Raw genomic sequence first — 22,075 nt, 5'->3', positions numbered from 1 at the left:
GGCGTGCAGCGCGCACGCCGGGATCAGCCCGAGCAGGCCGCGTGGGCCGCCTCGCTCCCTGCAGGCCTCGTGGGCATGCCGCTCTCCTTCATCCGATGCTCCGTCCCGTCCGGGACGCCGTCACCGTACTCCTGCCGCCCGGGAGCGGCAAGGGAGATGCGACTCAGGCGATGATGCCGTCGAGCTCGGCGCGCTCGCCCTCGCTGAGCTGGAGAGACATCGCCGCGGCGGAGTCGGTGATCGACTCCGGACGGCTGGCCCCGGGGATCGGGATCACGTGCTCGTCGAGCGAGAGCTCCCAGGCCAGCACCACCTGCTGGGGGCTCACCCCGTGCGCCTCGGCGATCCGCCGGATCTGCGGGAACCGCTCCCCCACGGCGCTCGCGCCGCCGCCGGTGCCACCCAGCGGCGACCACGGCACGAAGGCGATGCCGTGCTCGGCGCAGTGGCGCAGCTCGCGGCGGCTGGTGTGGAAGAACGTGGGCGAGAACTCGTTCTGCACCGCGGCCAGGCCGCCCTCGCCCAGCACCTCGATCGCCACGTCGATCTCCTCGACGTTCGCGTTGGAGATGCCGACCTCGCGGATCAGTCCCTCCTGCTGGAGCGTGGCGAGCGCCTCGACGCCCTCGGCGTAGCGGATGCTGCGGTCCGGGCGGTGCCAGTAGTAGAGGTCCACGCTGTCGGTGCCCAGGGCCGCCAGGGACTTCTCGAGCGCGGAGCGGAGATAGGGCAGGGTGCCGTCGCGGCCGCCGCCCTCGGCCGATCGCGTGATCCCGCCCTTGGTCGCGACGGCGATCTGCGAGGCGTCGCCGTCCCAGGAGGCCAGGCCCTCGGCGACGAACGCCTCGTTGTGGCCCATCGTGTCCCAGCTGGGGGCGTAGATGTCCGCGGTGTCCAGGAGCGTGATGCCGGCGTCGAGGGCGGCATGGATGGTGGCGATGGCCCGGTCGTGCGGGGCCGGTTCGCCGCGCCCCATGGACAGGGGCATGGCGCCCAGTCCCAGGGCGGAGACGGTCAGGGAGCCGATGCGGCGGGTGGGTGCGCTCATGGGAGCCGAGCCTAGCGGGAAAGCGGTCCCCGGGGGAGTCATCCGAGCGGGGCTTCCGGGCCGAGCAGCTCCGCGGCCCACCGCGCGGCGAGCGGATCGAGCCCGGAGGCGTGGGCACGATCGGCGAGGGACCGGGCGATCGCACCGGGCTGATCGAGGTGGAGCAGCACGTGGCCCGGCACCTCCGAGGGCCGGCGCCCCAGCAGCACCGCGCTGTCCAGCACCCGGTGCGCGCCGAGCACCCCGGCCGCGGGCCGCTCGCCGTCGAGGTCGAGGTCCTCGAGGTGCACCGGGGTGCCGTCGGACCAGCGGGCGTGGAGGCGCTGTCGGATCCGTCCGCCGCGCTCCCCGGTGCGGCCCAGCACGAGGGTCTCCCGCAGCAGCAGCGCGCTGCCGGGAGCGAGGGTCGCCGCGGTGTCGCGGTCCACGACGGCGCCGGAGGCAACGACGAAGGGGTGGGTGCGCCAGATCAGCGACGCGCCCTCCTCGAGCACGATCCGCACGTCGACGCGGCTGGGCGGGCCGGGATAGGCGACCAGTCCGCCGACGTCCTCGAGGTCGAGAGTGCAGTGCGCGCCGACATGGATCTCGAGGTCGAGGCAGTCGCCGCCGATCAGCATCGCCCCGCCCGCGACCAGGGCGAGATGCGCGCCCTCGGCCGTGCGGGTGATGGTGCGGGCCTGCAGCGGGCCGGGGGTGGTCTCCACCCGCACCGGCGCGGCCTCCGCGCGGGTCAGGCGGATCCCGGTCATCAGGCGTGCACGTGGTCGTGGTCGTGGTCCTCGGCGTGGAAGTGCGGGGCCATCGGGCCGGGGTCCTGCGGGTCGTGGGTGCCGGCGGTGTGCGCGGCCAACAGCTCGAGCACCCAGCTGCGCAGCGCCGCGACGGTGTCCTCGCGGTGGCGGGAGACGCCCAGGACCGCCCCGCCCTCGCGGGCCTCGGCGGCATCGGCCAGCATCCGCTCGACGTCGACGCCGACGTGCGGGGCGAGGTCGACCTTGTTGACCACCAGCAGGTCGGCGCGGCCGATGCCGGGCCCGCCCTTGCGGGCCACGTCGCCGCCGCCGGCGACGTCGAGGACGAAGATCTGCGCGTCCACCAGGGCCGGGGAGAAGGTCGCGGTGAGGTTGTCCCCGCCGGACTCGACGAGCACCAGGTCCAGCGGGTCGAAGTCCGCCTCGAGCTCCTCGACGGCGGCGAGGTTGGCGGTGACGTCGTCGCGGATGGCGGTGTGCGGGCAGGCGCCGGTCTCCACGGCGCGGATCCGCTCCGGGTCCAGCACCCCGGCCGAGCGCAGGAAGCGCGCGTCCTCGTCGGTGTAGATGTCGTTGGTGATCACGCCGATGCGGATCTCGTCGGCGAGCGCCGCGCAGATGGTCGCGATCAGCGAGCTCTTGCCGGTGCCGACGGGACCGGCGACACCGAGTCGGAGGGAGCGGTGGGGAGTGGATTCAGGCACGGAAGAGTCTCCTCGTCAACTGGGACTGGGCCTCGGCCCAGCCCTCGATCTGCGGTGCCCCGGCGCACGGGAGGTGCGCGGGGTCCTCGAGCGCGGCCAGCTCGGCCGCGCAGGGGTCCATGAGCGCGCAGGCGTCCAGCACCAGGGCCACCGCGGTGCGCGGATCCCCGGGCTCGAGCTTGAGCAGGGCGGCGGCGACGGTCTGCGCGTCGTCGTAGGCGACCAGGCGCACCAGCTCCTCGGCGTCCAGGCCGGTCGCCGCCGCGATCAGGCCCAGCACCATCGGGCGGGGCCAGGGTCGCTCCGCGGGCGGCACGGCGCCGGGCCACTGCACGGCGGCCAGGCGCGCCAGCCCCTGGCCGAGCGCCTCGGCGATCTCCCGCTGGGCACGGCTCGGGGTGCGGGCGGCCCATTCGGCGCGCAGGCTCTCGAGCGCGGCAGGGTCCTGGGCGAGGTGCCTCGCGAGGACCGCGGTGCCCGCCTCGATCGGGACCAGGATCCGCATCCGGGTGGCGAGGTACTCCCCGACCTGCGCGGGGCTCAGCTCGTCGCGCAGCGCCGCCTCGAGGGCGTTCGAGCTGACGTGCGCGCCGACGGGCAGGCGGGAGTCCGCGAGGAGCATCGCGATGGTCGTGCTCAAAACAGCTGGTACCGCTGGGCGAGCGGCAGGGTCTCGGCCGGCTGCGGGACGACGAGCTCGCCGTCGATGCGGATGTCGAAGGTGTCCGCGCGGATGTCGATCCGCGGCAGCGCGTCGTTGTTCTTCAGATCCGCCTTGGTGACCTCGCGGGTGGGGGCCACGGGCAGCAGCTGACGGGTCAGGCCCAGCCGTTCGCGCAGGCCGTCCTCGATCGCCGCGGGGGCCACGAAGGAGACCGAGAGCTCGGCGCCGATCGCGTCCCCGAAGGCGGGGCGCATGAGCACCGGCTGCGGGGTGGGGATGGAGGCGTTCGGATCGCCGAGCGCCGCCCAGGCGATGGCCCCGCCCTTGAGCACCAGCGCGGGGCGCACCCCGAAGAAGCGCGGGTCCCACAGCACCAGGTCCGCCATCTTGCCCACCTCGACCGATCCCAGGTGGGCGTCGACGCCGTGGGCGATCGCGGGGTTGATGGTGTACTTCGCGACGTAGCGGCGGGCGCGCTCGTTGTCCGCCGGCAGCGTGTCCCCGAGCGAGCCCACCCGCTCCTTCATGACGTGCGCGACCTGCCAGGTGCGGGTGATGACCTCGCCGATCCGCCCCATGGCCTGGGCGTCGGAGGAGGTGATCGACAGCGCGCCCATGTCGTGCAGGAGGTCCTCGGCCGCGATCGTGCTCGCCCGGATCCGCGACTCCGCGAAGGCCAGGTCCTCGGGCACGGACGCCTTGAGGTGGTGGCAGACCATGAGCATGTCCAGGTGCTCGGCCACGGTGTTGACGGTGTGGGGCAGGGTCGGGTTGGTCGACCCCGGCAGGACATGGGGCAGGGAGGCGATCTCGAGGATGTCCGGGGCGTGGCCGCCGCCGGCGCCCTCGATGTGGAAGGCATGGATCGTGCGGCCGTCGATCGCGGCGATGGTCTGCTCGACGAAGCCGGTCTCGTTGAGGGAGTCGGAGTGCAGGGCGACCTGCAGGCCGTGCTCCTCGGCCGCGCGCAGCGAGGCGTCGATCGCGGCGGGGGTCGCGCCCCAGTCCTCGTGGACCTTGTACCCGGCGGCGCCGGCGAGCGCCTGCTCGGCGAGACCCTCGGCGGAGACGGTGTTGCCCTTGCCCAGCAGCAGGACGTTGACCGGCAGGTGGTCCAGCGCCCGGTGCATCGTGGCCAGGTGCCAGGCGCCGGGGGTGACCGTGGTGGCGCGGCTGCCCTCGGAGGGACCGGTCCCGCCGCCGCCGATGGTGGTGATCCCGGTGGCGAGCGCCTCGTGGATCTGGGAGGGCGAGAGCAGGTGGACGTGGGTGTCGAAGGCGCCGGCGGTGAGGATCCTCCCCTCTCCCGCGATGACGTCGGTCGAGGGGCCGATGCGCAGCGCGGGGTCGATGCCGTCGGAGACATCCGGGTTGCCGGCCTTGCCGAGGCCGACGATGCGGCCGTCGCGCAGGCCGACGTCGGCCCGGACCACGCCCCACCAGTCCAGGACGATCGCATTGGTGATGACCGTGTCCGGCGCGCCCTCGGCGCGGGTGGTGGTGCCCTGGCCCATCGACTCGCGGATCGACTTGCCGCCGCCGAAGACGGCCTCCTCCCCGCCGAAGGTCAGGTCCTGCTCGACCTCGATCCAGAGGTCGGTGTCGCCCAGGCGCAGCTGGTCCCCGACCGTCGGGCCGTAGAGCGCGGCGTAGCGCTCGGCGCTGATCCGGACCATCAGCGCACCTGCAGGCCCGGGACGCGGCCCGTGCCGCCCAGGCGCACGATCCCCACCTCGCGCGAGGCCCCGGGCTCGAAGCGCAGCGAGGTGCCGGCGGGGATGTCGAGACGGAAGCCGCGCGCGGCCTCGCGGTCGAGGGCCAGGGCGGGGTTCACGTCCGGGAGGTGGAGGTGGGAGCCGATCTGGATCGGGCGGTCGCCGGTGTTCTCGAGCACCAGGGTCCCGCGGTCCTCGGCCCTCGCGCGCCGGTTCAGCTCGTGGGTGCCGGGGCGGACGCGGAGCGCTCCGGGGGCCGCGGGGGGATCAGCGGTGGCCATGGCGCCTCCTCAGGCGATCGGGTGGTGGAGGGTGACGAGCTTGCGGCCGTCGGGGAAGGTGGCCTCGACCTGCACGTCCTCGAGCATCTCGGGGACTCCTCGCATGACCTGGTCGCGGCGCAGCACCTCACGGCCGGCGACCATCAGCTCCTCGACGCCGCGGCCCTCGCGGGCGCGCTCGAGGATCCAGGTGCTCAGCAGCGCCACGGCTTCGGGATGGTTGAGCAGGACGCCGCGCTCGAGGCGGTCGCGGGCCACCATGCCCGCGACGGCGAGCAGGAGCTTCTCGGTCTCGGCGGGGGTGAAGCGCATCCTCTACTCCTTGGGCAGCACGTGCTCGCCCGTGCGGTCCGTGGTGAGGGCCAGCGAGCTGAGGTAGATCCGCTCACCGTTCGGGCCCGGGCGGGCGGAGGCGATCATGTCCGGACGCTCGAACTCCATCCCGGTCACGGAGCATGCGAGCAGCGCGCCGGAGGGGTTGCCGTGCTCGTCGAGCATCGGCAGGTCGATGCCGTCGTCGGTGCGGCGCAGGTAGTAGCGGCCCTGGGTGATGACGGCCATCAGCGGGGTGGCCACCACGGCGATGCCCACGGCGAACAGCGGAGAGAAGGGCTGGACCGCCGCCCCGAAGGCACCGAAGTAGATGGCGATGGAGACGCCGCCGGAGAGCACCAGGGAGACGATGCCGACGGGGTTCCAGTCGTACAGCATGCCGCGGCGGAACTCCGGGCGCTTCGGAGAGAGCTTCAGCAGGTACTTGTTCAGCACGATGTCCGAGGCGACCACGCAGATCCAGGCCATGGCGAGGTTGGCGTAGAAGCTGAGGATGCCGTTGAGGACGTCGAACATGTTCGCCTCCATGAGCAGCAGGGCGATGCCCAGGTTCACGGCGAGGAAGACGAGGCGCCCGGGATAGCGGCGGGTGACGCGGGTGTACGCGTTGGTCCAGGCCAGCGAGCCGGAGTAGGCGTTGGTGACGTTGATCTTCACCTGGGAGATGACTACCAGGATCACCGCGAGGACGAGCGCCAGCCAGGCCGGCATGATCTGCTCGTAGGTGACCAGGAACTGCTGCACCGGCTCGTTGGCGAAATCGCGGGCGCCGGGGACGGTGGAGACGAGGTAGATCGCCAGGAACATGCCGAGGATCTGCTTGATCGCCCCGAAGATCACCCAGCCGGGGCCGCCCAGGATCGTCGCCGCCCACCAGGAGCGGCGGTTGCGCTCGGTGCGCGGCGGCATGAAGCGCAGGTAGTCGATCTGCTCCGCGATCTGGGCGATCAGCGAGAGGCACACGCCGGCGGCGAGCATCGCGGAGGCGAAGCTGACGCCCTCGCCGCTCTCACCGGTGAACGCGATGAAGGTGCCCACCGAGTCGGGGTGGGAGATGACGAGGTAGGCCACCGGGATGACCATGAGGACCAGCCAGACCGGCGTGGTGGCGACCTGCAGCTTCGCGAGGGTCTTCATGCCGTAGATGACCAGCGGGAAGATCATCAGCGTGGAGACCAGGTATCCGATCCACAGCGGGATCCCGAGGCCCAGGTAGAGGCCCTGGGCCATGATCGAGCCCTCGAGGGCGAAGAAGATGAAGGTGAACGACGCGAAGATGACGTTGGTGATCACCGAGCCGAAGTAGCCGAAGCCGGAGCCGCGCGTGATGAGGTCCAGGTCCAGGTTGTAGCGGGCCGCGTAGTAGGCCAGCGGGAAGCCCGAGAGGAAGATGATCGCGGCGGCGACGAGGATGCCGATGAGCCCGTTGACGGTGCCGTGGGTCAGCGCGATGTTGGCGCCGATCGAGAAGTCGGCGAGATAGGCGATGCCGCCCAGGGCGCTGGTCGCCACCACGGCCGGGGTCCACGTCCGGTACGACCGCGGCGCAAAGCGGAGGGTGTAGTCCTCCAGGCTCTCCCGCGTGGCGGCCTGGGCATCGACGGAGACGCCGCCGTCGGGGGTGGGTCTGGTCTCTACGCTCACTGCTGCTCCGCTCCGACGGGGGCAGGGTGAGGAGTCCCTGCCCGGGGACAGCGGCACCGTAGGCGGGAGCGGAATCCCGGCGCTCGCCAGGTGGGCGTCGTGACCTGTTCGTGACCGGGCGTCTCAGCGGGGCCGGGTGGACTCGCGCTCGATGATCCGCGAGCGCAGCAGCGTCGTCGAGGCCTCCTCCTCGGGCGTCGCCAGACGCTGGCCGAGCATGCGCGCGGCCGCCCGACCCGTGGCGCGCACCGGCTGATGCACCACGGAGACGGCCGGGGTGACCAGGCGGGTCCAGAGGTCGTCATCGGTCGCGAGCAGGGCGGGCGCGTGCTCAGCGTCGCGCAGCGCCTCGAAGGCGCCGGCGGACATGCGGTTGTTGGTGACGTAGACGCAGTCGACGCCGCCCTCGGCCAGCAGCGCCTCCATCTGCGCCCGCCCGGAGTCCACATGGAGGTCACCGCGTCGCCTCGCCGTGTCCGGGAGGTCGACGCCGAGCTCGCGCCAGGCCGCGAGGAATCCGCTGGCCCGATCCTCGGTGGTGCGCAGGCTCGCGGGACCGGCGATCACGGCCGGGGCGCGGAAGCCCCGTTCGGCCAGGTGACGGGCGGCCTGACGGCCGGCGTCGAGGTTGTCGGTGGCCACCAGGTCGATGTCGGCCCCCTCGATCCCCCGGTCCACGAGCACCACCGGGATGCCGGCGTCCAGCAGCGGCGAGGGATCGGTGCGCCGGCTGTCGACGGGGACCAGCAGCACCCCGGAGACGTGCCGACCCACGAGCTGCGCGAAGCAGGCGCGCTCGAGCGCGAGGTCGTCCTCGGTGTGCGCGACCGACACGGTGTGGTTCTCCCCGCGCGCGATCCTCTCGACCTCGCTGACGACCTGCACGAAGTACGGGTTCTCGGCATCGGGGGCGACGACCGCGATCTGTGCGACGCCCCCGCGGCGGAGGGACCGCCCCAGGGCGCTCGGCACGTAGCCGGTGGCCTCGACAGCCTCCTGGACGCGTTCGACGAGACCCTTGTCGACGGTCGTCGCCCCGTTCATGACCCGCGAGACGGTCGCCGAGGAGACGCCCGCGGCGCGCGCGACATCCATGATCGTGGGGCGGGACGCCGCCATCGCTCCTCCTTCGTCCTCGCGCGGTCGATCGGGCCCGGTCAGGAGCCGACGATCACCGCGTCGCCGCACAGGTGCACGGCGACGCCGAGTCGGTGGAAGAGGGCCGCCTTGGCCGTCAGCGCGCGGTCGGCGGCCTCCGCATCGTCAGCGTAGACGAGCTGGGCATGGTTCGCCTTGTGCCGGGCCATGAACTGGTCCCGGGTCACGCCGTGCAGGACGACGTTCGCGATCGGCCACTCCGGGTTCGTCGACTCCTTGCGCCGGCGCACCTCCTCGTCCGGCAGCTCGACGACGCTGCCGCGCCCCAGATCGACGTGGAGGCCGCCGTCCTGCACGTACACGCGGGACCAGACGATCTCGCCGGGGCGGGAGACGCCGTTGATGGTGGAGCCGCCGGCCGGGAAGAAGGCCGGACCCTGGCGCCAGCCCTCGGCGTCGGCATAGCCGTTCTCGAAATGGCTGGGCGGGACCGCCCCGGAGATCTCGAAGACCCAGACGTACCGCCCGTCGACCTCCGCGCCCCAGCGCACGTCGTGCAGGGTGGTGGCGGGGTCCATCCTCATCGCGCTCCAGATCCGATGGGTGACCAGGGCGTCGACGGCGACCCCCTCGTCGACCTCGTTGAAGGTCGGCAGCGCCCGGCCCTCCCAGAGCACACGGGCGCCGTCACGGCTGGTCACGGGAGGGCGTTGGACATTGTTGAGCAGCCCCTCGACGAGATCGGAGGCCGGGGTGACGTCCTTGAGGCCCTGCTGGTACTGGATGCCCACGGCGTCCAGCCCGTAGTCGTCGCTGATCCGCAGCGCGGCGACGTACATGCGGTACTGGCCGCGCAGCTGGTCCTCGGTGAGCTCGGTGGCCTCGTCGGTCCCGAGCCGGAAGGTCATCCCCGCCGCGCGGAGCCAGTCGCCGACGGCCTCGGCCTCCTCGTCGGAGACCTCCTGCATCTCCGCCCAGAGCGCGGACTGCGAGAGCCGCTCCTTGTGGATCCCGAGCGGATGGAGCATCGCGTCGTCGATGATGGCGTTGTACATGCCCATGCAGCCCTCGTCGAAGATGCCGATGAGGGCCTTGTCCCTCTGCAGCTGGTCCGCGAGCGCCCGGCCCAGCGCGACCTCTTCGGTGCCGGGCAGGGTCGGCAGCGGCCGCACGTGGGAGTCGTCGTGGGTGAGCGCACCGGTGGCGATCCAGGTGGCGATGCCCTCGCGGAAGAGGCGGTCAGTGCCGTCGACGGTCCACAGCGTGGAGTACGCGCGGCCCATCTTGGTCAGCGAGCCGTTGAGGTTCAGCATTCCCACCAGGCCCGGCCACTCGGGGGCGAAGTTCGCGACGGTGAGGATCGGGCCCCGGTGGGTGCTCAGGCCGGCGAGGACGTGCTGGCTGTACTGCCAGGTCGCGGTCGCGACGATGAGCGGTGCCTCGGGAGGGATGTCGCGGAAGACCTCGAGACCCATCCGCTGGGAGCGGATGAAGCCGTGGCCGCGCTCGGGATCCGGGGCGAAGGCGCGCTGCACCCTCCACCCCGTGGCCTCCACGGCCTCGGCGACCAGGCGCTCGAGCTCCTGCTGGTAGGGCCAGGCGGGGACGTTCGCGCTCTCGCGGAGGTCGCCGCTGGGGATGAGGACGGCGGTCCGCTCCGGGGCGGGGAGCTCCTCGCGGACGGCGGGGAGCCGGTAGGCGGTGCTCATGCGTCGCTCCCCTCGCGGCGCGCGGGGCCGGCCGGGCTGTGGGGCGCGGCGCCGGAGCCGAGGTGGATCTCCATCGTGTCGAAGGTCGGGGCCGGGGGTCGGGTGGTCGCGGGCGCGTCGAGGTAGAAGAGCGCGGTCGAGGCGATGTCGTCCTGCAGCGGGAGGTAGCGGCCGGCGCTCTTCCAGCCCAGCGCCTGGATGTCGACGCGGGGCAGGCCGGTGGTGAAGTGGATCGGGTCGGCGACGTGCCAGCGGTACATGCCGAAGCGCTGCTGGGCGAGGTAGAGGCCGTCGGGGCGGAGGATCTGCGGCATCCCCAGGTAGGGCGTGGAGAAGGCGGTGTAGCCGCGGCCCGGGACGTCGAAGTTCCAGGCGCCGCCGAAGTAGTCCTCGGTGCCGGTGCCCGCGATGGTGGGGAACTCGCGGTCCTCATCGAGGTAGAACTTGATCTCCCCCTCGCCCCACCACCCGTTGGAGTTCACGCCCCAGGCGAGATAGGTGCCCACGTACTGGCCCTGCCCCTGGACGCCCTCGAGGAGGACGTGCTCGGTCGCCTCCGGCAGCGGGTTCGAGCGGCGCCACTGCGCGTGGAAGTAGGCGTCCTCGAGGTGGTCGCCGCCGAGCTCGTAGGTCACCTGGTAGTAGACGCGGGCGTCCCGGTCCGAAGTGTTCTCGAGGGTGAGGCGCGCACCCTCGCGGAAGGGCATCGGCCAGTAGGAGTTGAAGCCGCCGTGCGGGTTCGCGGAGATCATCTGGGAATCGATCTGGGCGAACACCCCCCAGCCGCTGGCGAAGAAGTCTCCGTACGGAACCTCGACCGCGGGCTCCTCACTGCCGTCCCAGCAGGCGCGCAGCACCAGCTGGCGCCAGTGATCGGTGTGGGTGGTGATCCAGAGGTGCGTGATCACGCCTGCGGAGTCGATGTCCGCGAGAGTGACGGTCTCCCCGGCCGGCACGTCGATGCTCGGCGAGACCTTCCAGCCGCGCCCCAGGTCCCGGGCGGCCTCGGCCCCCGTGCCCTCGGTGGCACGGCCTCCGCTCCCGACGGCGCCGTCGGGATTCTCGGGGCTGATCGAGCGGGTCTGCACCGGGCGGAGAGCGGCGAGGCCGGCATGGGCACGGGCCGGGACGACAGGACGGGACATGAGGACTCCCAGGATGGATCGACGATGATCAGGAAACGATTACCGTCACGATACGGAGTCGATCCTGCACCGTCAAGAAGCCCCACACTACCGACTCTGACGTGCGGGTTCTCGCCGCATGGATCCGCCTGGGAGGCGTCCCTCCGCGACGGACGAGCGCCGGACCATTGACGAAGGACCGGCGTCTCCGTACGGTAGCGAGCAAACGATTACTGACACCGTCCCCCAACGCTGCGGGAAGTGACCATGACACCCCACCCTTCGCAGGGCTCCGCCCGCCCCGGTCGCCGCGACCTGCTCCGCGCCGGAGCGGCGGGCCTCGGCGGCCTCGGTGCCGCCTCCGCCCTCGCCTCCTGCGGGAGCGCAGGATCCGGCGATTCCGCCCCCCTGCAGTTCTGGCAGTTCTACGCCCCCGTCGCCCAGCAGGAGCCGGAGCTCCTCGCGCAGAGCGAGTGGTTCCTGTCGGCGATCTCCCGGTGGGAGGAGGCCGGGGAGCGTCCGATCTCCCCCGTGTTCATCCCCGGCTACACGGATCCCACGAACACCCGGCTGGTCACCGCCTTCGCCTCCGAGGCGGGCCCGGACATCTTCCTCATCTCCCCCGGCGACTTCCTGCGCTACTACAACGGCGGCGTGCTCGAGGACCTCACGCCGTACATGGAGCAGGAGGCCATCGACGACTACTTCCCCGAGGCCCTCGCCACCCGGACGGTCGACGGCCGCATCTACGGACTGCCCATGGAGCAGGAGCCGCTGGCGATCTTCTACGACGTCGCCGCCTTCGAGGAGGAGGGCCTGTCCGAGGGCGACCTGCCCACCACCTGGGAGCAGATGCTCGAACTCGGAGAGCGGATGACCGGCGGCGAGCGCGCAGGCCTCGTGCTCGAGACGACGCCCGGGTACTACCAGAACTTCACCTTCTACCCCTGGCTGTGGCAGACCGGCGGCGATGTCATCGACGCACGGTCCCAGCGGCCCGTCTTCGACAGCCCTCCCTCGATCCAGGCTCTGCAGATGTTCCAGGATGCGGTCCGATCCGGAGCCGCGCCCCGCACCCGCCCCGCCAACGGGGACATCGTCAGCGCCCTGACCGGTGGCTATGCCGCGATGTGGCAGAGCGGGATCTGGGATGTCGCCTCCCTCGCACAGAACGCGCCCGACCACGAGTACGGGGTCTTCTCCTTACCTGCTCCCCCCGGCCAGGAGTCCGTCACCTGCCTGGGCGGGTGGGCCTGGTGCGTCAACGCCCGGGGGCGCGACCCCGAGGCCGCCGCCCGCTTCACGGTGGAGGTGATGGGCTCGATGACCAAGGAATCGATCGACGCCGGCGTCGCGTGGAACGGGCTCGCCAAGGGCAACATCCCCGCCCGGGCCTCGGTCACCGAGGCGATCGGAAACAGCGGCGCCTTCGAGAACCCGGTCCTGCAGCAGTTCCGCGACGAGATCCTGCCCACCGGGCGGGCCGAGCCCCGCTTCCCTCCCGTCGTCTACAAGACCGTCTCGAATGCGATCCAGGCGTCCATGCTCGGCGGCGAGGATGCCGCGGAGCAGGCGGAGATCGCCCACGGAGCCCTCGAGAGCTACCTCGAGACCTACGAAGGAGCGCCGCTGCTGTGAGCACTGTGCAGATCTCCCGCACGGCGGGCACACGCCGCGACCACCCGGGGGCCACGATGGACCGCCGGCGCCGCGAGCGGCGGGCCGCCTTCTGGTTCCTCCTGCCGGACACCCTGGGCCTGCTGGTCTTCGTCGCCGTCCCGATGGTGCTCGCGATCGTGCTGGGCTTCTTCCGCGTGGACGGCTTCGGCTCGTTCGACTTCATCGGCCTGGGCAACTACGTGCGCATGGCCGGCGATCCCCAGTTCTGGTCCAGCGTGCGCATCACCCTGATCTACCTGGCGGCGGTGGTGCCGCTGATCTTCGTGATCGGTCTGGCGCTCGCCCTGCTGGTGCAGCAGAAGCTGCCGTTCATCGGCCTGATCCGCTCCGCGCTGTTCGTCCCCTACGTGGTGAGCCTCGTGGTGGTCGCGATGGTCTGGCAGTTCATGCTGGCCGACCGGGTCGGGATCCTCAGCCGCCTGCTCGCGCTGCTCGGGTTCGAGAACGTCTCCCCGCTGGGCGAGCCGACGCTGGCCCTCGGCACCGTGGTGCTGGTGACGGTGTGGTTCCAGATGGGCTACTACATGATCATCTTCCTCGCCGGTCTCCAGGACATCCCCGGAGAGCTCTACGAGGCGGCCCGCATCGACGGGGCGAGCGCCTGGCAGCGATTCCACCGGATCACGCTGCCGATGCTGCGTCCGACCAGCTTCTTCGTACTCGTCACCGCTACCGTCGCCGTGATGACCGGCGGCCTCGACCTGATCTTCGTGCTCACCGGCGGTGGTCCGGCCGGTGCCACCTCACTGCTCATCTTCTACATCTACGAGCAGGCGTTCCTGTTCGGGGAGCTCGGCTACGCGGCCGCGATCGGCTCGGTGCTGGTGGTGGCGATGCTGGCCTGGTCCCTCGTGATGTTCGCCGTGACCAAGGGAGGTCGTTTCGAATGAGCACCGTGATCCCTCGACGGCGCATGCGCTGGACCCCTCAGAAGATCGCGCTGACGGTGGTGGGCGCGGCCCTCGCCCTCGCGACTGTCTTTCCTCTGCTCTGGATGATCAGCGGTGCCTTCAAACCGGCTGACGAGGTCAACGGCGCGGCGCTCCTGCCCGCGGAGCCGACGCTGGAGAACTTCACCTACGTGCTCACCCAGGTGCCGTTCCTGCGCTACATGCTCAACAGCCTCATCGTCTCCGCCGCCGTGACGGTGCTCGCCCTGTGGTTCCACTCGATGGCCGCCTATGCGCTGGCCCGACTGCGGTTCCCCGGACGCGAGACCATCTTCCTGCTGATCTTCTCGACGATGCTGGTGAGCCTGCCGGTCATCCTCATCCCCACCTTCGTGGTGGTGCGCACGCTGGGGCTGGTGGACTCCTACGCGGGTCTGATCGTCCCCGCGATCTTCAATGCCTTCGGCATCTTCCTGCTGCGCCAGTTCTACGTGGCGCTGCCGGCGGAGCTCGAGGAGGCCGCGCTGGTGGACGGCGCGAGCTACTGGCGGATCTACCGCAGCATCATCCTGCCGCTGAGCCGCCCGATCCTCTCGGCGCTGACGGTGTTCTTCTTCCTCGCCAACTGGAACTCCTTCGTGTGGCCGCTGACGATCACCTCCGATCCGGACCTGCGCGTGGTGCAGCTGGGGATCGCGACCTTCCAGCAGCAGTACGCCTCGGACTGGAACTACGTCCTCGCCGCGGCGACGATCGCGGCGATGCCCACGCTCCTGGTCTTCTTCTTCTTCCAGCGGCAGATCGTGGAGTCGATCAAGTCCGCCGGGTTCAAGTAGACCGGGCCGCTCCTCTCACACGGCGGGCGGCGCGATCCCGAATCCCGGCAGGTCCGGGACGAGGATCCGGCCCTCCTGCAGACGGTAGGCGGAGGTGTCGACGCCGTCGGTGGTGCCGGGCACGCCCTCGACGACCTCGACGCCGCCGAGGCCCGCGGCGAGCTGGGCGGCGTAGAGGGACTTCAGCGGATGTCCCCAGGCGTGGGGCGAGGCGAGGGCGCCCGCGGCGACCACCTCGGGCAGGCACCGGCGCCAGGCGGTGATCCCGAACGAGAGCACGTCCATGAGCAGCACGTCCAGCAGACCCTCCCGGGTCAGGGCGAGGACCTCCTCCACGTCGGGGTCGAACTCCCCGTCCGCCACCAGGACCTGCGAGCGGATCGCCTCCCGGTGCTCGCGCACCCGGCGCAGCCCCTCGGCGTGCTCGGCGAAGGGCTCCTCGATCCAGTACAGGTCGAGGTCCGCGGTCTCGTCGAGGAAGCGCAGGGTGCGCGCCGGGTCGTAGCCGTCGTTCATGTCCACCAGCAGCCGCGCCGCAGGGTAGGCGGCGCGCACGGCCCGGACCACCGCGAGGTCTCGGGCGAAGCCCTCCTCGGTCTCCATCCAGCGGTTCCCGCGCCCGATCTTGAGCTTGAAGGCCCGGTAGCCGGCCGCGTGATCGGCCGCGCAGCCGGCGAGCACGCCCTCGATCCCGCGCGGGGCGTCCTCGGGGTCGAGGTCGTCGAAGTAGATGGCGCCCGAGTAGCAGGGGACCTCGGTGCTGCCGAGGCCGCCGATCATGGCGTGGACGGGAACCTCGAGGATCCGCGCGGCGAGATCGTGCAGCGCGACGTCCACCGGCCGGGCGAGCGGGTCGAGGATCCCGGTGCCGGGGTTGAAGACCTCTTCCAGCGGGCGGCCGACGAGCAGCTCCGGGGTCCCCGGCGGCCCCTCGTCCATGCCCCAGCCGGTGAATCCGGAGTCGGTGCGGACCATGTACGCGCGGGCGGCCGGTCCCTCGCCGTGGGCGCCGAGGCGCGCATTGCGGCCGATGGGCCGGGGGTAGCGGCTGCGGATCTCGAGCGGCTCGACCGCCGTGATCCGGTGGCCGGCGAGGGACGGGAGTGCGCTCGTCATCGAGGCTCCTGGTGAGAGGTGGGGTGCTCAGCGTCCGAGGAAGTCTCCCAGACCGAGGTCGCCGATCGCGTCACCGAAACCCGGAAGTCCCTCGATGCCCTCGATGCCGGCGAAGTCTTCGAGCCCCGCACCGGTCAGCGCGTCGACGTCGATTCCCTCGCCCACGGCGTCCGCGAGCAGCGACGAGCCGACAGCAGTGACGACCGCTCCCCCGGCGACCGCGGCGAGCAGCCCGCCCGCGGCGAGGCCCACCCCGCGCCCCGACCGCCCCAGCAGCTGCATGAGTCGTCGCGGGTCGAGCGCGCCCAGGCGGGTCGCGGAGCGGGCGAGATCCTGCGGGGCGTCGGTGCGCGGCCGCTCACCCTCCGGGAGGTCCGAGCGCATCCGCTCCGCGAGCTGGGCGCGCTGCTCGGGGGTGAGCTTCTCGAAGGCCTCGCGGTGGACGCGCTCGAGCTGCTCGGGCTCCGCGGTGCGGACCAGGTAGTCGTAGCGGGCCAGGGCGCGGGCGTCCTCGGCGGAGGCGGCGGGGGCCGGAGTCGCGGAGCTCTCGCCCGTGAACGAGTTCTTCAGGCCGCGGGCGAGCGAGGTCCAATCCGTGCTCCCTCCGGAGCTCGTGGAACCCGAGGTGTTCTTCGCAAGGGCCTGCTGCGCGGTGTCGACCAGGCGACGGAGCGTGCTCATGGGGTCTTCCCTTCCTTCGTGAGGTCCTGCGGTCGGCCGAGCCTGACGGGCACACCTCCGCGCGCCCCGAGCCTCGGCTCGGAGCGCGCTGTGAGGAGACGGGAGACTCAGCGGATCCGTCGGCGGTACACGGCCGCCGCCGCCGCGCAGGCCAGCACCAGGATCCCGAGCATCCAGGCCAGGGCGATCCACAGATCGCCGCCCACGCTCTGCCCGGAGAACAGGGCCCGCAGCGTGTCCACGATGGAGGTCACCGGCTGGTTCTCCGCGAACCAGGCCACCGGGGCGGGCATCGAGTCGGTGGGCACGAAGGCCGAGGAGATGAAGGGCAGGAAGATCAGCGGGTAGCTGAAGGCGCTCGCACCGTCGACCGTCTTCGCGGAGAGCCCGGCGAGCACGGCGATCCAGGTGAGCGACAGGGTGAACAGTGCGAGCAGACCGATCACCACAAGCCACGCCAGGACCGAGGCCCCGGTGCGGAAGCCCATCAGCAGCGCGACGCCGATCACCACGGCGACGGAGGCGAGGTTGGCGGTGAGGGAGGTGAGCACATGGGCCCACAGGATGCTGGATCGCGAGATCGGCATCGACTGCAGCCGTTCGACGATGCCGCCCTGCAGGTCCAGGAAGAGCCGGTACGCCGTGTACGCGACACCGGAGGCGATGGTGATCAGCAGGATGCCGGGCAGCAGGTAGTCGATGTAGTCGCCCTCGGCCCCGGTCTCGATCGCCCCGCCGATCACGTACACGAACAGCAGCATCAGGGCGATCGGGGTGACGGCGGTGGTGATGATGGTGTCGGGGCTGCGCAGGATGTGGCGCAGGGAGCGGCCCGTGAGGACCCGGGTGTCGGCGAGGAAGTGCGCGGTGGTCATCGGGCGTCCTGTTCGGTGGCGGTGACGAGGGAGAGGAACACGTCCTCGAGGGAGGGCTGCTTCTCGACGTACTCGATCTCGGCGGGCGGGAGCAGGGCCTGGAGGTCGGCGAGGGTGCCGTGCTGGATGATCCGACCCTCGTGGAGGATCGCGATGCGATCGGCGAGCTTCTCCGCCTCCTCGAGCAGCTGCGTGGTCAGCAGCACGGTGGTGCCGCCGGCGGCGAGGGCGGTGATGGTCGCCCACACCTCGAGCCGGGCCTGCGGATCCAGTCCCGTGGTCGGCTCGTCGAGGACGATCAGCGGCGGGTCGCCGATGAGGCTCATGGCGATGTCCAGCCGGCGCCGCATGCCGCCGGAGTAGGTCGCGGCCGGCCGTCGGCCCGCCTCGGTCAGCGAGAACCGGGCCAGCAGGTCGTCGGCGATGTCCCCGGGACGGCTCAGGTGGCGCAGCCGCGCCACGAGCACGAGGTTCTCCCGGCCGGTCAGGACGCCGTCGACCGCGGCGAACTGCCCGGTGAGGCTGAGGGACTCCCGCACCCGGGCCGGCTCCTGGGCGACGTCGCGGCCGTCCACGAGGGCGCTGCCGGCATCGGCGCGGATCAAGGTGGCCAGGATGCGCACCAGGGTGGTCTTGCCCGCTCCGTTGGAGCCGAGCAGGGCGACGACGGTGCCGGGCGCGACGTCGAGATCGACGCCGCGCAGGACCTCGAGGTCCCCGAAGGACTTCCGGATGCCCCGGATCTGCAGGGCGGGGGTGGTGGTCATGGTGGTCTCCTCGGTCAAGGACGGCGGACGATGATGTCGCCGTAGCGGGTGCTCGCCTGGATCTGGGCGGTCGGCTCGTCGTCGACGGGTCCCTCGGCGGGGGTGAGCAGATTGCGGACGGTGCCGTTCTCGGTCGAGAGGTCGAGGTAGGCGGCGGTGCCCTCCGGGATCCCCGCTTCGAGGGCGCCGAAGGAGGTGGTGAGCGTGGCGCGGCCGGCGTCGAGCCGGTCCACGCGGATCCCGGCATGGGCGGACTTCGCCACCAGGTCGCCGTGCATGCGGCCCACGGCGATGTCCCCGTGGGCGCCGGTGATCTCGAGGGATCCGGTGAGGGAGTCGACGGTGGTGGTGCCGTTGGCGGCCCGGATCGACCCCTCGCCCTCGATCTCCCGGATCCGCACCGAGCCGGCGCCGACGGAGAGCGTGAGGCGACCGCCGACGCGGTCCACCACGGCGGATCCGGCGGAGACCTTGAGGTCGAGCTGCTCGACCCGCTCGAGGCGAACGTCACCACTGGTCAGCGCCATGTCGACCGTGGCGAGCGCACCCTCGGCCAGGAGAGTTCCGGACCTGCCGCGCACGGAGGAGCCGGCGGGGACCTCGAGGGTGATCGAGGCGGTGCCCGCCGCGAAGGGCAGCAGGTACTGCTTCCAGGACCCGGGGTAGCTGAGGGTCAGCGCGTCGCCGCGCTGTTCGACCTGGATCTCCTCGGCGGCGCGCACGCTGCCGGAGCGGGAGGGATCCGCAGGCAGCACGGTCACCACGGCGTCCTCGCGCTCGGAGGCGATGACGTGGAGGGAGGCATGGGGGACGTCGACGGCGATGGCGAGGGGGGCGGGGGCGGCGAAAGCGGGCATGAAGGAGCTCCTGAGGTGGTGTCGTGGTGGTGTCAGACGAGGATGGCGGGGTGCTCAGCGCACCCATCCGGTGACCCGACGCCCGGCGTCGGACCGGGCGGCGGGCGGGGCGGCCTGCTCGCCGAGCGCGGACGCGACGGCGCGGACCAGCCAGGTGTTGACCGAGACGCCCTCCCGGGCGGCGGCGGTCTCGGCCTGCGACTTGAGGTGATCGGGGAGGCGGAGGGTGGTCCGCGTGGCGGGGCCCTGCTCCCCCACCACCGGCGGTGCGGGCGGGGCGGGAGCCGGGGTCGGCGTCGGCGGACCGGCGACGACGAATTCGGCCTCGCCACCGCGCAGGCGCAGGTCCACGGCGGCCGGGGCGATCTCGGCGGAGATCTCCCCGGCGGCGTCGGACAGAGCCTCGAGCAGGACGAGACGGGCGGCGGCATCGAGCGGGGCGGTGAGGCGGCCGGCGAGCTCGACGGCGTCCTGGCCTCCGGCCGCGGCGGCGAGGGAGAGCTGGCGCTGCAGCTCGTCGACATAGCGTGTCATCTCCATGACCCCACTATGACACCACGTGTGGTGTCACCGCAAGGGGGTCGGCGCCATGTCGCAGTTCCCGCCGTACAGGCGTACTGTTCCGCGCGTGCCATCACCCGATCGCCGCCCGCGCCCCGCGCGCACCGTCTTCCTGGGGTTCGCTCTCGTCGCCCTCCTCGGGACGGCCCTGCTCCTGCACCCCGCGGCGGCGCGCGGCCCCGGCGGCGCCACCGTCATGGAGGCCCTCTTCACAGCGGTCTCCTCACTCTGCGTGACCGGCCTGATCGTGGTGGACACCCCGGTCTTCTGGACCGGGTTCGGGCACCTCGTGATCCTGGCGCTGATCCAGATCGGCGGCTTCGGCGTGATGACCTTCGCCTCGGTGGTCGGGATCACCGTGATCCGCCGGCTCTCCCTGCGCTCGAAGCTCACGGCCGCGGCCGAGGTCAAGAGCTTCGGCATCGCGGACGTGCGGGCCCTCGTGCTCGGCGTGGTCCGCTGGTCCCTCGCGATCGAGGCCGTCGCCGCACTGATCCTCACCCTCCGCTTCGCGCTCGCCTACGGCGAGGCGTGGCCCAGCGCGCTGCGCCTCGGCGGCTTCCACGCGGTCTCGGCCTTCAACAACGCGGGCTTCGCCCTGTTCAGCGACAGCCTGATGTCGTTCTCGGACGACCCCGTGATCCTGCTGACGTGCAGCATCGCCACCATCCTGGGCGGGATGGGCTTCCCCGTCCTGGTGCAGCTGGGCCGGCATCTGGGAACGCCCCGGCTGTGGTCGATGAACACCCGGATCGTCGTCGCGGCCACCCCGCTGCTGCTCGCCGCCGGGACGCTGTACATCACCGCGCTGGAGTGGAGCAATCCCGCGACGCTCGGGGACATGCCCTGGCACCAGCGCCTCCTCAACGGCTTCGCGATGTCCGCCCAGACCCGCACCGCCGGCTTCAACTCGATCGACACCAGTGCGATGGACCCGGCCACCTGGCTGGGCATGGACCTGCTGATGTTCATCGGCGGCGGCCCCGCGGGCACCGCCGGCGGCATCAAGGTCACAACCTTCGCGGTGGTCTTCTTCCTCATGCTCGGCGAGCTGCGGGGCGCGGGAGCGGTCACCGTCCTCGGCAAGCGCCTCTCGCGCGCCGTGCACCGCCAGGCCATCACCGTGATCGCCCTGGCCGTCGGCCTCATCGCCGTCTCCACCATCACGATCATGCTGCGCACAGACTTCTCCCTCGACCAGGTCCTGTTCGAGGTGGTCTCCGCCTTCGGCACGGTGGGGCTGTCCACCGGCATCACCGCGGACCTGCCCACCAGCGCCCAGCTGGTGATCATCGTCCTGATGTTCATCGGGCGCCTGGGCCCCATCACCGCCGCCGCCGCGCTCGCGCTGCGCCGGCGCACCCTGCTGTACGACCTCCCCAAGGAAAGGCCGATCATTGGCTAAGCACAGGTTCTTCGGCATCGACCCCGCGCGCTCCTCCCCGGAGACCGTCGCCGTCATCGGACTGGGGCGCTTCGGCCAGTCCCTCGCGCTCGAGCTCATGAACGACGGCGCCGAGGTGCTGGGCATCGACGCGCGCGAGGACGTCGTCCAGTCCCTCAACGGCCAGCTGACCCATGTCGTGACCGCGGACGCGACCAGCGAGCAGGTGCTGCGGCAGCTGTCCGTCCCGGAGCTCGATCGCGTGGTGATCGCGATCGGCAGCGACATCCAGGCCAGCATCCTGGTCACCTCGCTGCTCCTGCGCTTCCGGATCCCCCAGATCTGGGCGAAGGCCGTCAGCGAGCCCCACGGCCTGATCCTCGAGCAGCTGGGCATCCACCACGTGGTCTACCCCGAGAAGGACATGGGGCGGCGCGTGGCGCACATGGTGCTGGGCAGCATGCAGGACTTCATCGAGATCGACACCGACTTCGCGATGGTCAAGACCGAGGTGAACCCCGCCTATGCGGGGGTGCGACTCGGGGACAGCGGCATCCGGCGCAAGCACGAGGTGACCGTGAGCGCGGTGAAGCACCGCAGCGGGTCCTGGCAGGCCGCCACCGAGGACACCGTGCTCCAGGCCGGGGACACGATCCTGGTCACGGGGCCCACCCGTCAGGCGGAGAGGTTCGCCCGCTCGACCTCCTGAGGACGCCCGTCGCGCGGCAGCAGGGCGACGGCGAAGAAGACCGCCCCCTGCTCGTCGCGGGCACGGTAGGTGTAGCCCTCCCCGGCCCCGGAGCGCCCGGAGCCGCCGGCCTCGATGATCCGCTCCCCCGCCGCGGAGCCGATCTCGAGCGCTCCCTCGACGACGTGGAGCATGATCCCCTGGGTCAGGCCCCCGGCCTCCGCCCGGTAGACGTCCCCGCCCACGAGCTTCCACCGCCAGGATTCGACCGAGACGCCCGCGGACCCCATGGCGTCCAGCAGCACGGCCCAGCTGCCGTTCTCGGTGGACCACACCTCGACGCCGTCGGGCGGGGCGTCGGCCCCCATCCCCATGAGCGCGGCGAAGGTGGTGCCGAGCCCGGCCGCCACCCGGTCCAGGAGGGCGACCGAGGGGTTCGCCTGGCCGAGCTCGATCTGGGTGAGCATGCGGCGCGAGACGTCGCTGAGCTCGGCGAGCGCGCCGACGCTGAGGTCCAGCTCCTGCCGGGCGGCGCGGATGCGCTCCCCGAGCTGCGCGACCACCGCCGGTCGCATCCCACCGCTCATCGAGGTCTCGCCTCCTGTGCTGTCCGATCTCGTGGGCAGAAGCGTACCGGGCGTGATGAGCACTATGTTGCGCACCCC

The 22,075-nt window shown here is 71.7% G+C and carries 23 protein-coding genes; 5 read left to right on the top strand and 18 right to left on the bottom strand.

Annotation, left to right across the window (positions count from 1 at the left end; all coding sequences use genetic code 11):
- Nucleotides 1–163: 163 nt before the first annotated feature.
- From CXH06_RS07210 to CXH06_RS07160, 11 genes are all read right to left on the bottom strand, one after another.
- The gene (locus tag CXH06_RS07210) at nucleotides 164–1,048 is read right to left on the bottom strand and encodes an aldo/keto reductase (RefSeq protein WP_114854476.1); all 885 of its coding nucleotides are present in this window, start codon (nucleotides 1,046–1,048) and stop codon (nucleotides 164–166) included.
- 38 nt (nucleotides 1,049–1,086) lie between these two features.
- A complete protein-coding gene (locus CXH06_RS07205) occupies nucleotides 1,087–1,800 on the bottom strand; it encodes an urease accessory protein UreD (protein WP_114854475.1) in 714 nt (237 codons plus the stop codon).
- The gene (ureG, locus tag CXH06_RS07200; RefSeq protein WP_114854474.1) at nucleotides 1,800–2,507 is read right to left on the bottom strand and encodes an urease accessory protein UreG; all 708 of its coding nucleotides are present in this window, start codon (nucleotides 2,505–2,507) and stop codon (nucleotides 1,800–1,802) included. The genes CXH06_RS07205 and ureG overlap by 1 nt, the downstream gene beginning before the upstream one ends.
- The gene (locus CXH06_RS07195) at nucleotides 2,500–3,147 is read right to left on the bottom strand and encodes an urease accessory protein UreF (RefSeq protein WP_232820247.1); all 648 of its coding nucleotides are present in this window, start codon (nucleotides 3,145–3,147) and stop codon (nucleotides 2,500–2,502) included. The genes ureG and CXH06_RS07195 overlap by 8 nt, the downstream gene beginning before the upstream one ends.
- Nucleotides 3,144–4,847: an urease subunit alpha gene (locus CXH06_RS07190; RefSeq protein ID WP_114854472.1), complete on the bottom strand. Its 1,704-nt coding sequence runs from the start codon at nucleotides 4,845–4,847 to the stop codon at nucleotides 3,144–3,146. Before CXH06_RS07190 ends, CXH06_RS07195 begins: the two co-directional genes overlap by 4 nt.
- The gene (locus CXH06_RS07185; RefSeq protein ID WP_114854471.1) at nucleotides 4,847–5,167 is read right to left on the bottom strand and encodes an urease subunit beta; all 321 of its coding nucleotides are present in this window, start codon (nucleotides 5,165–5,167) and stop codon (nucleotides 4,847–4,849) included. The genes CXH06_RS07190 and CXH06_RS07185 overlap by 1 nt, the downstream gene beginning before the upstream one ends.
- Nucleotides 5,168–5,176: 9 nt before the next feature.
- On the bottom strand, nucleotides 5,177–5,479 hold the full coding sequence (locus CXH06_RS07180) for an urease subunit gamma (RefSeq protein WP_114854470.1): 303 nt from the start codon (nucleotides 5,477–5,479) through the stop codon (nucleotides 5,177–5,179).
- Nucleotides 5,480–5,482: 3 nt separating this feature from the next.
- Nucleotides 5,483–7,144 (bottom strand): cytosine permease, encoded by a 1,662-nt coding sequence (locus tag CXH06_RS07175; RefSeq protein ID WP_114854469.1) that lies wholly within the window; start codon nucleotides 7,142–7,144, stop codon nucleotides 5,483–5,485.
- Nucleotides 7,145–7,267: 123 nt separating this feature from the next.
- A complete protein-coding gene (locus tag CXH06_RS07170) occupies nucleotides 7,268–8,263 on the bottom strand; it encodes a LacI family DNA-binding transcriptional regulator (protein ID WP_114854468.1) in 996 nt (331 codons plus the stop codon).
- 38 nt (nucleotides 8,264–8,301) lie between these two features.
- On the bottom strand, nucleotides 8,302–9,951 hold the full coding sequence (locus tag CXH06_RS07165) for a fucose isomerase (RefSeq protein ID WP_114854467.1): 1,650 nt from the start codon (nucleotides 9,949–9,951) through the stop codon (nucleotides 8,302–8,304).
- Nucleotides 9,948–11,096, bottom strand: coding sequence for a glycoside hydrolase family 172 protein (locus CXH06_RS07160; RefSeq protein ID WP_114854466.1), 1,149 nt, complete (start codon nucleotides 11,094–11,096; stop codon nucleotides 9,948–9,950). The genes CXH06_RS07165 and CXH06_RS07160 overlap by 4 nt, the downstream gene beginning before the upstream one ends.
- Before the next feature lie 246 nt (nucleotides 11,097–11,342).
- On the opposite strand from CXH06_RS07160, the gene CXH06_RS07155 reads away from it, so the two are divergent.
- Genes CXH06_RS07155 through CXH06_RS07145 form a run of 3 tightly spaced genes read left to right on the top strand, consistent with a single transcriptional unit; the run spans nucleotide 11,343 to nucleotide 14,481 of the window.
- Nucleotides 11,343–12,713 (top strand): sugar ABC transporter substrate-binding protein, encoded by a 1,371-nt coding sequence (locus CXH06_RS07155; protein ID WP_114854465.1) that lies wholly within the window; start codon nucleotides 11,343–11,345, stop codon nucleotides 12,711–12,713.
- A complete protein-coding gene (locus CXH06_RS07150) occupies nucleotides 12,710–13,645 on the top strand; it encodes a carbohydrate ABC transporter permease (protein WP_232820246.1) in 936 nt (311 codons plus the stop codon). Before CXH06_RS07155 ends, CXH06_RS07150 begins: the two co-directional genes overlap by 4 nt.
- Entirely contained in the window at nucleotides 13,642–14,481 is an 840-nt protein-coding gene (locus CXH06_RS07145) for a carbohydrate ABC transporter permease (protein ID WP_114854464.1), read from the top strand. The genes CXH06_RS07150 and CXH06_RS07145 overlap by 4 nt, the downstream gene beginning before the upstream one ends.
- A gap of 15 nt (nucleotides 14,482–14,496) precedes the next feature.
- Here the strand turns inward: CXH06_RS07145 and CXH06_RS07140 are convergent, their stop codons facing one another.
- The 6 genes from CXH06_RS07140 to CXH06_RS07115 all read right to left on the bottom strand — a co-directional run bounded on the left by CXH06_RS07140 (nucleotide 14,497) and on the right by CXH06_RS07115 (nucleotide 19,317).
- Complete coding sequence (locus CXH06_RS07140; RefSeq protein ID WP_114854463.1) at nucleotides 14,497–15,597, bottom strand: enolase C-terminal domain-like protein; 1,101 nt, start codon at nucleotides 15,595–15,597, stop codon at nucleotides 14,497–14,499.
- A gap of 27 nt (nucleotides 15,598–15,624) precedes the next feature.
- A complete protein-coding gene (locus tag CXH06_RS07135) occupies nucleotides 15,625–16,278 on the bottom strand; it encodes a cation-transporting ATPase (RefSeq protein ID WP_114854462.1) in 654 nt (217 codons plus the stop codon).
- Between the two features lie 107 nt (nucleotides 16,279–16,385).
- Nucleotides 16,386–17,153 (bottom strand): ABC transporter permease, encoded by a 768-nt coding sequence (locus CXH06_RS07130; RefSeq protein WP_114854461.1) that lies wholly within the window; start codon nucleotides 17,151–17,153, stop codon nucleotides 16,386–16,388.
- Nucleotides 17,150–17,920, bottom strand: a complete 771-nt coding sequence (locus CXH06_RS07125) for an ABC transporter ATP-binding protein (RefSeq protein WP_114854460.1) — start codon at nucleotides 17,918–17,920, stop codon at nucleotides 17,150–17,152. Before CXH06_RS07125 ends, CXH06_RS07130 begins: the two co-directional genes overlap by 4 nt.
- Before the next feature lie 14 nt (nucleotides 17,921–17,934).
- A complete protein-coding gene (locus tag CXH06_RS07120; protein WP_114854459.1) occupies nucleotides 17,935–18,777 on the bottom strand; it encodes a DUF4097 family beta strand repeat-containing protein in 843 nt (280 codons plus the stop codon).
- A 54-nt stretch (nucleotides 18,778–18,831) separates the two neighbouring features.
- On the bottom strand, nucleotides 18,832–19,317 hold the full coding sequence (locus CXH06_RS07115; RefSeq protein WP_114854458.1) for a toxin-antitoxin system HicB family antitoxin: 486 nt from the start codon (nucleotides 19,315–19,317) through the stop codon (nucleotides 18,832–18,834).
- Between the two features lie 88 nt (nucleotides 19,318–19,405).
- Here CXH06_RS07115 and CXH06_RS07110 point away from each other — a divergent pair, with 88 nt between their 5' ends.
- Nucleotides 19,406–20,743 carry a TrkH family potassium uptake protein gene (locus tag CXH06_RS07110; RefSeq protein WP_232820245.1) on the top strand — a complete coding sequence of 446 codons (1,338 nt, stop codon included), beginning with the start codon at nucleotides 19,406–19,408 and terminating at the stop codon, nucleotides 20,741–20,743.
- Nucleotides 20,736–21,431 carry a TrkA family potassium uptake protein gene (locus CXH06_RS07105; protein WP_114854456.1) on the top strand — a complete coding sequence of 232 codons (696 nt, stop codon included), beginning with the start codon at nucleotides 20,736–20,738 and terminating at the stop codon, nucleotides 21,429–21,431. Before CXH06_RS07110 ends, CXH06_RS07105 begins: the two co-directional genes overlap by 8 nt.
- Here CXH06_RS07105 and CXH06_RS07100 read toward each other — a convergent pair.
- A complete protein-coding gene (locus tag CXH06_RS07100) occupies nucleotides 21,398–21,997 on the bottom strand; it encodes a helix-turn-helix domain-containing protein (RefSeq protein WP_114854455.1) in 600 nt (199 codons plus the stop codon). The two genes, CXH06_RS07105 and CXH06_RS07100, sit on opposite strands and share 34 nt — an antisense overlap.
- Nucleotides 21,998–22,075: the final 78 nt, after the last annotated feature.

The sequence above is a fragment of the Brachybacterium sp. YJGR34 genome, from assembly GCF_003347015.1.
In the GTDB taxonomy this organism is placed as follows: Bacteria; Actinomycetota; Actinomycetes; order Actinomycetales; family Dermabacteraceae; genus Brachybacterium.
Note: the sequence above shows the minus strand (reverse complement) of the source record. Positions and strands in the feature narration are given on the sequence as shown.

What these genes read in the sequence shown, in the direction of transcription:
- CXH06_RS07210 (WP_114854476.1), bottom strand. Translation starts at nt 1,048, where the DNA reads ATGAGCGCACCCACCCGCCGCATCGGCTCCCTGACCGTCTCCGCCCTG.
- CXH06_RS07205 (WP_114854475.1), bottom strand. Translation starts at nt 1,800, where the DNA reads ATGACCGGGATCCGCCTGACCCGCGCGGAGGCCGCGCCGGTGCGGGTG.
- CXH06_RS07190 (WP_114854472.1), bottom strand. Translation starts at nt 4,847, where the DNA reads ATGGTCCGGATCAGCGCCGAGCGCTACGCCGCGCTCTACGGCCCGACG.
- CXH06_RS07185 (WP_114854471.1), bottom strand. Translation starts at nt 5,167, where the DNA reads ATGGCCACCGCTGATCCCCCCGCGGCCCCCGGAGCGCTCCGCGTCCGC.
- CXH06_RS07180 (WP_114854470.1), bottom strand. Translation starts at nt 5,479, where the DNA reads ATGCGCTTCACCCCCGCCGAGACCGAGAAGCTCCTGCTCGCCGTCGCG.
- CXH06_RS07170 (WP_114854468.1), bottom strand. Translation starts at nt 8,263, where the DNA reads ATGGCGGCGTCCCGCCCCACGATCATGGATGTCGCGCGCGCCGCGGGC.
- CXH06_RS07165 (WP_114854467.1), bottom strand. Translation starts at nt 9,951, where the DNA reads ATGAGCACCGCCTACCGGCTCCCCGCCGTCCGCGAGGAGCTCCCCGCC.
- CXH06_RS07160 (WP_114854466.1), bottom strand. Translation starts at nt 11,096, where the DNA reads ATGTCCCGTCCTGTCGTCCCGGCCCGTGCCCATGCCGGCCTCGCCGCT.
- CXH06_RS07155 (WP_114854465.1), top strand. Translation starts at nt 11,343, where the DNA reads ATGACACCCCACCCTTCGCAGGGCTCCGCCCGCCCCGGTCGCCGCGAC.
- CXH06_RS07145 (WP_114854464.1), top strand. Translation starts at nt 13,642, where the DNA reads ATGAGCACCGTGATCCCTCGACGGCGCATGCGCTGGACCCCTCAGAAG.
- CXH06_RS07140 (WP_114854463.1), bottom strand. Translation starts at nt 15,597, where the DNA reads ATGACGAGCGCACTCCCGTCCCTCGCCGGCCACCGGATCACGGCGGTC.
- CXH06_RS07135 (WP_114854462.1), bottom strand. Translation starts at nt 16,278, where the DNA reads ATGAGCACGCTCCGTCGCCTGGTCGACACCGCGCAGCAGGCCCTTGCG.
- CXH06_RS07130 (WP_114854461.1), bottom strand. Translation starts at nt 17,153, where the DNA reads ATGACCACCGCGCACTTCCTCGCCGACACCCGGGTCCTCACGGGCCGC.
- CXH06_RS07125 (WP_114854460.1), bottom strand. Translation starts at nt 17,920, where the DNA reads ATGACCACCACCCCCGCCCTGCAGATCCGGGGCATCCGGAAGTCCTTC.
- CXH06_RS07120 (WP_114854459.1), bottom strand. Translation starts at nt 18,777, where the DNA reads ATGCCCGCTTTCGCCGCCCCCGCCCCCCTCGCCATCGCCGTCGACGTC.
- CXH06_RS07115 (WP_114854458.1), bottom strand. Translation starts at nt 19,317, where the DNA reads ATGGAGATGACACGCTATGTCGACGAGCTGCAGCGCCAGCTCTCCCTC.
- CXH06_RS07100 (WP_114854455.1), bottom strand. Translation starts at nt 21,997, where the DNA reads ATGAGCGGTGGGATGCGACCGGCGGTGGTCGCGCAGCTCGGGGAGCGC.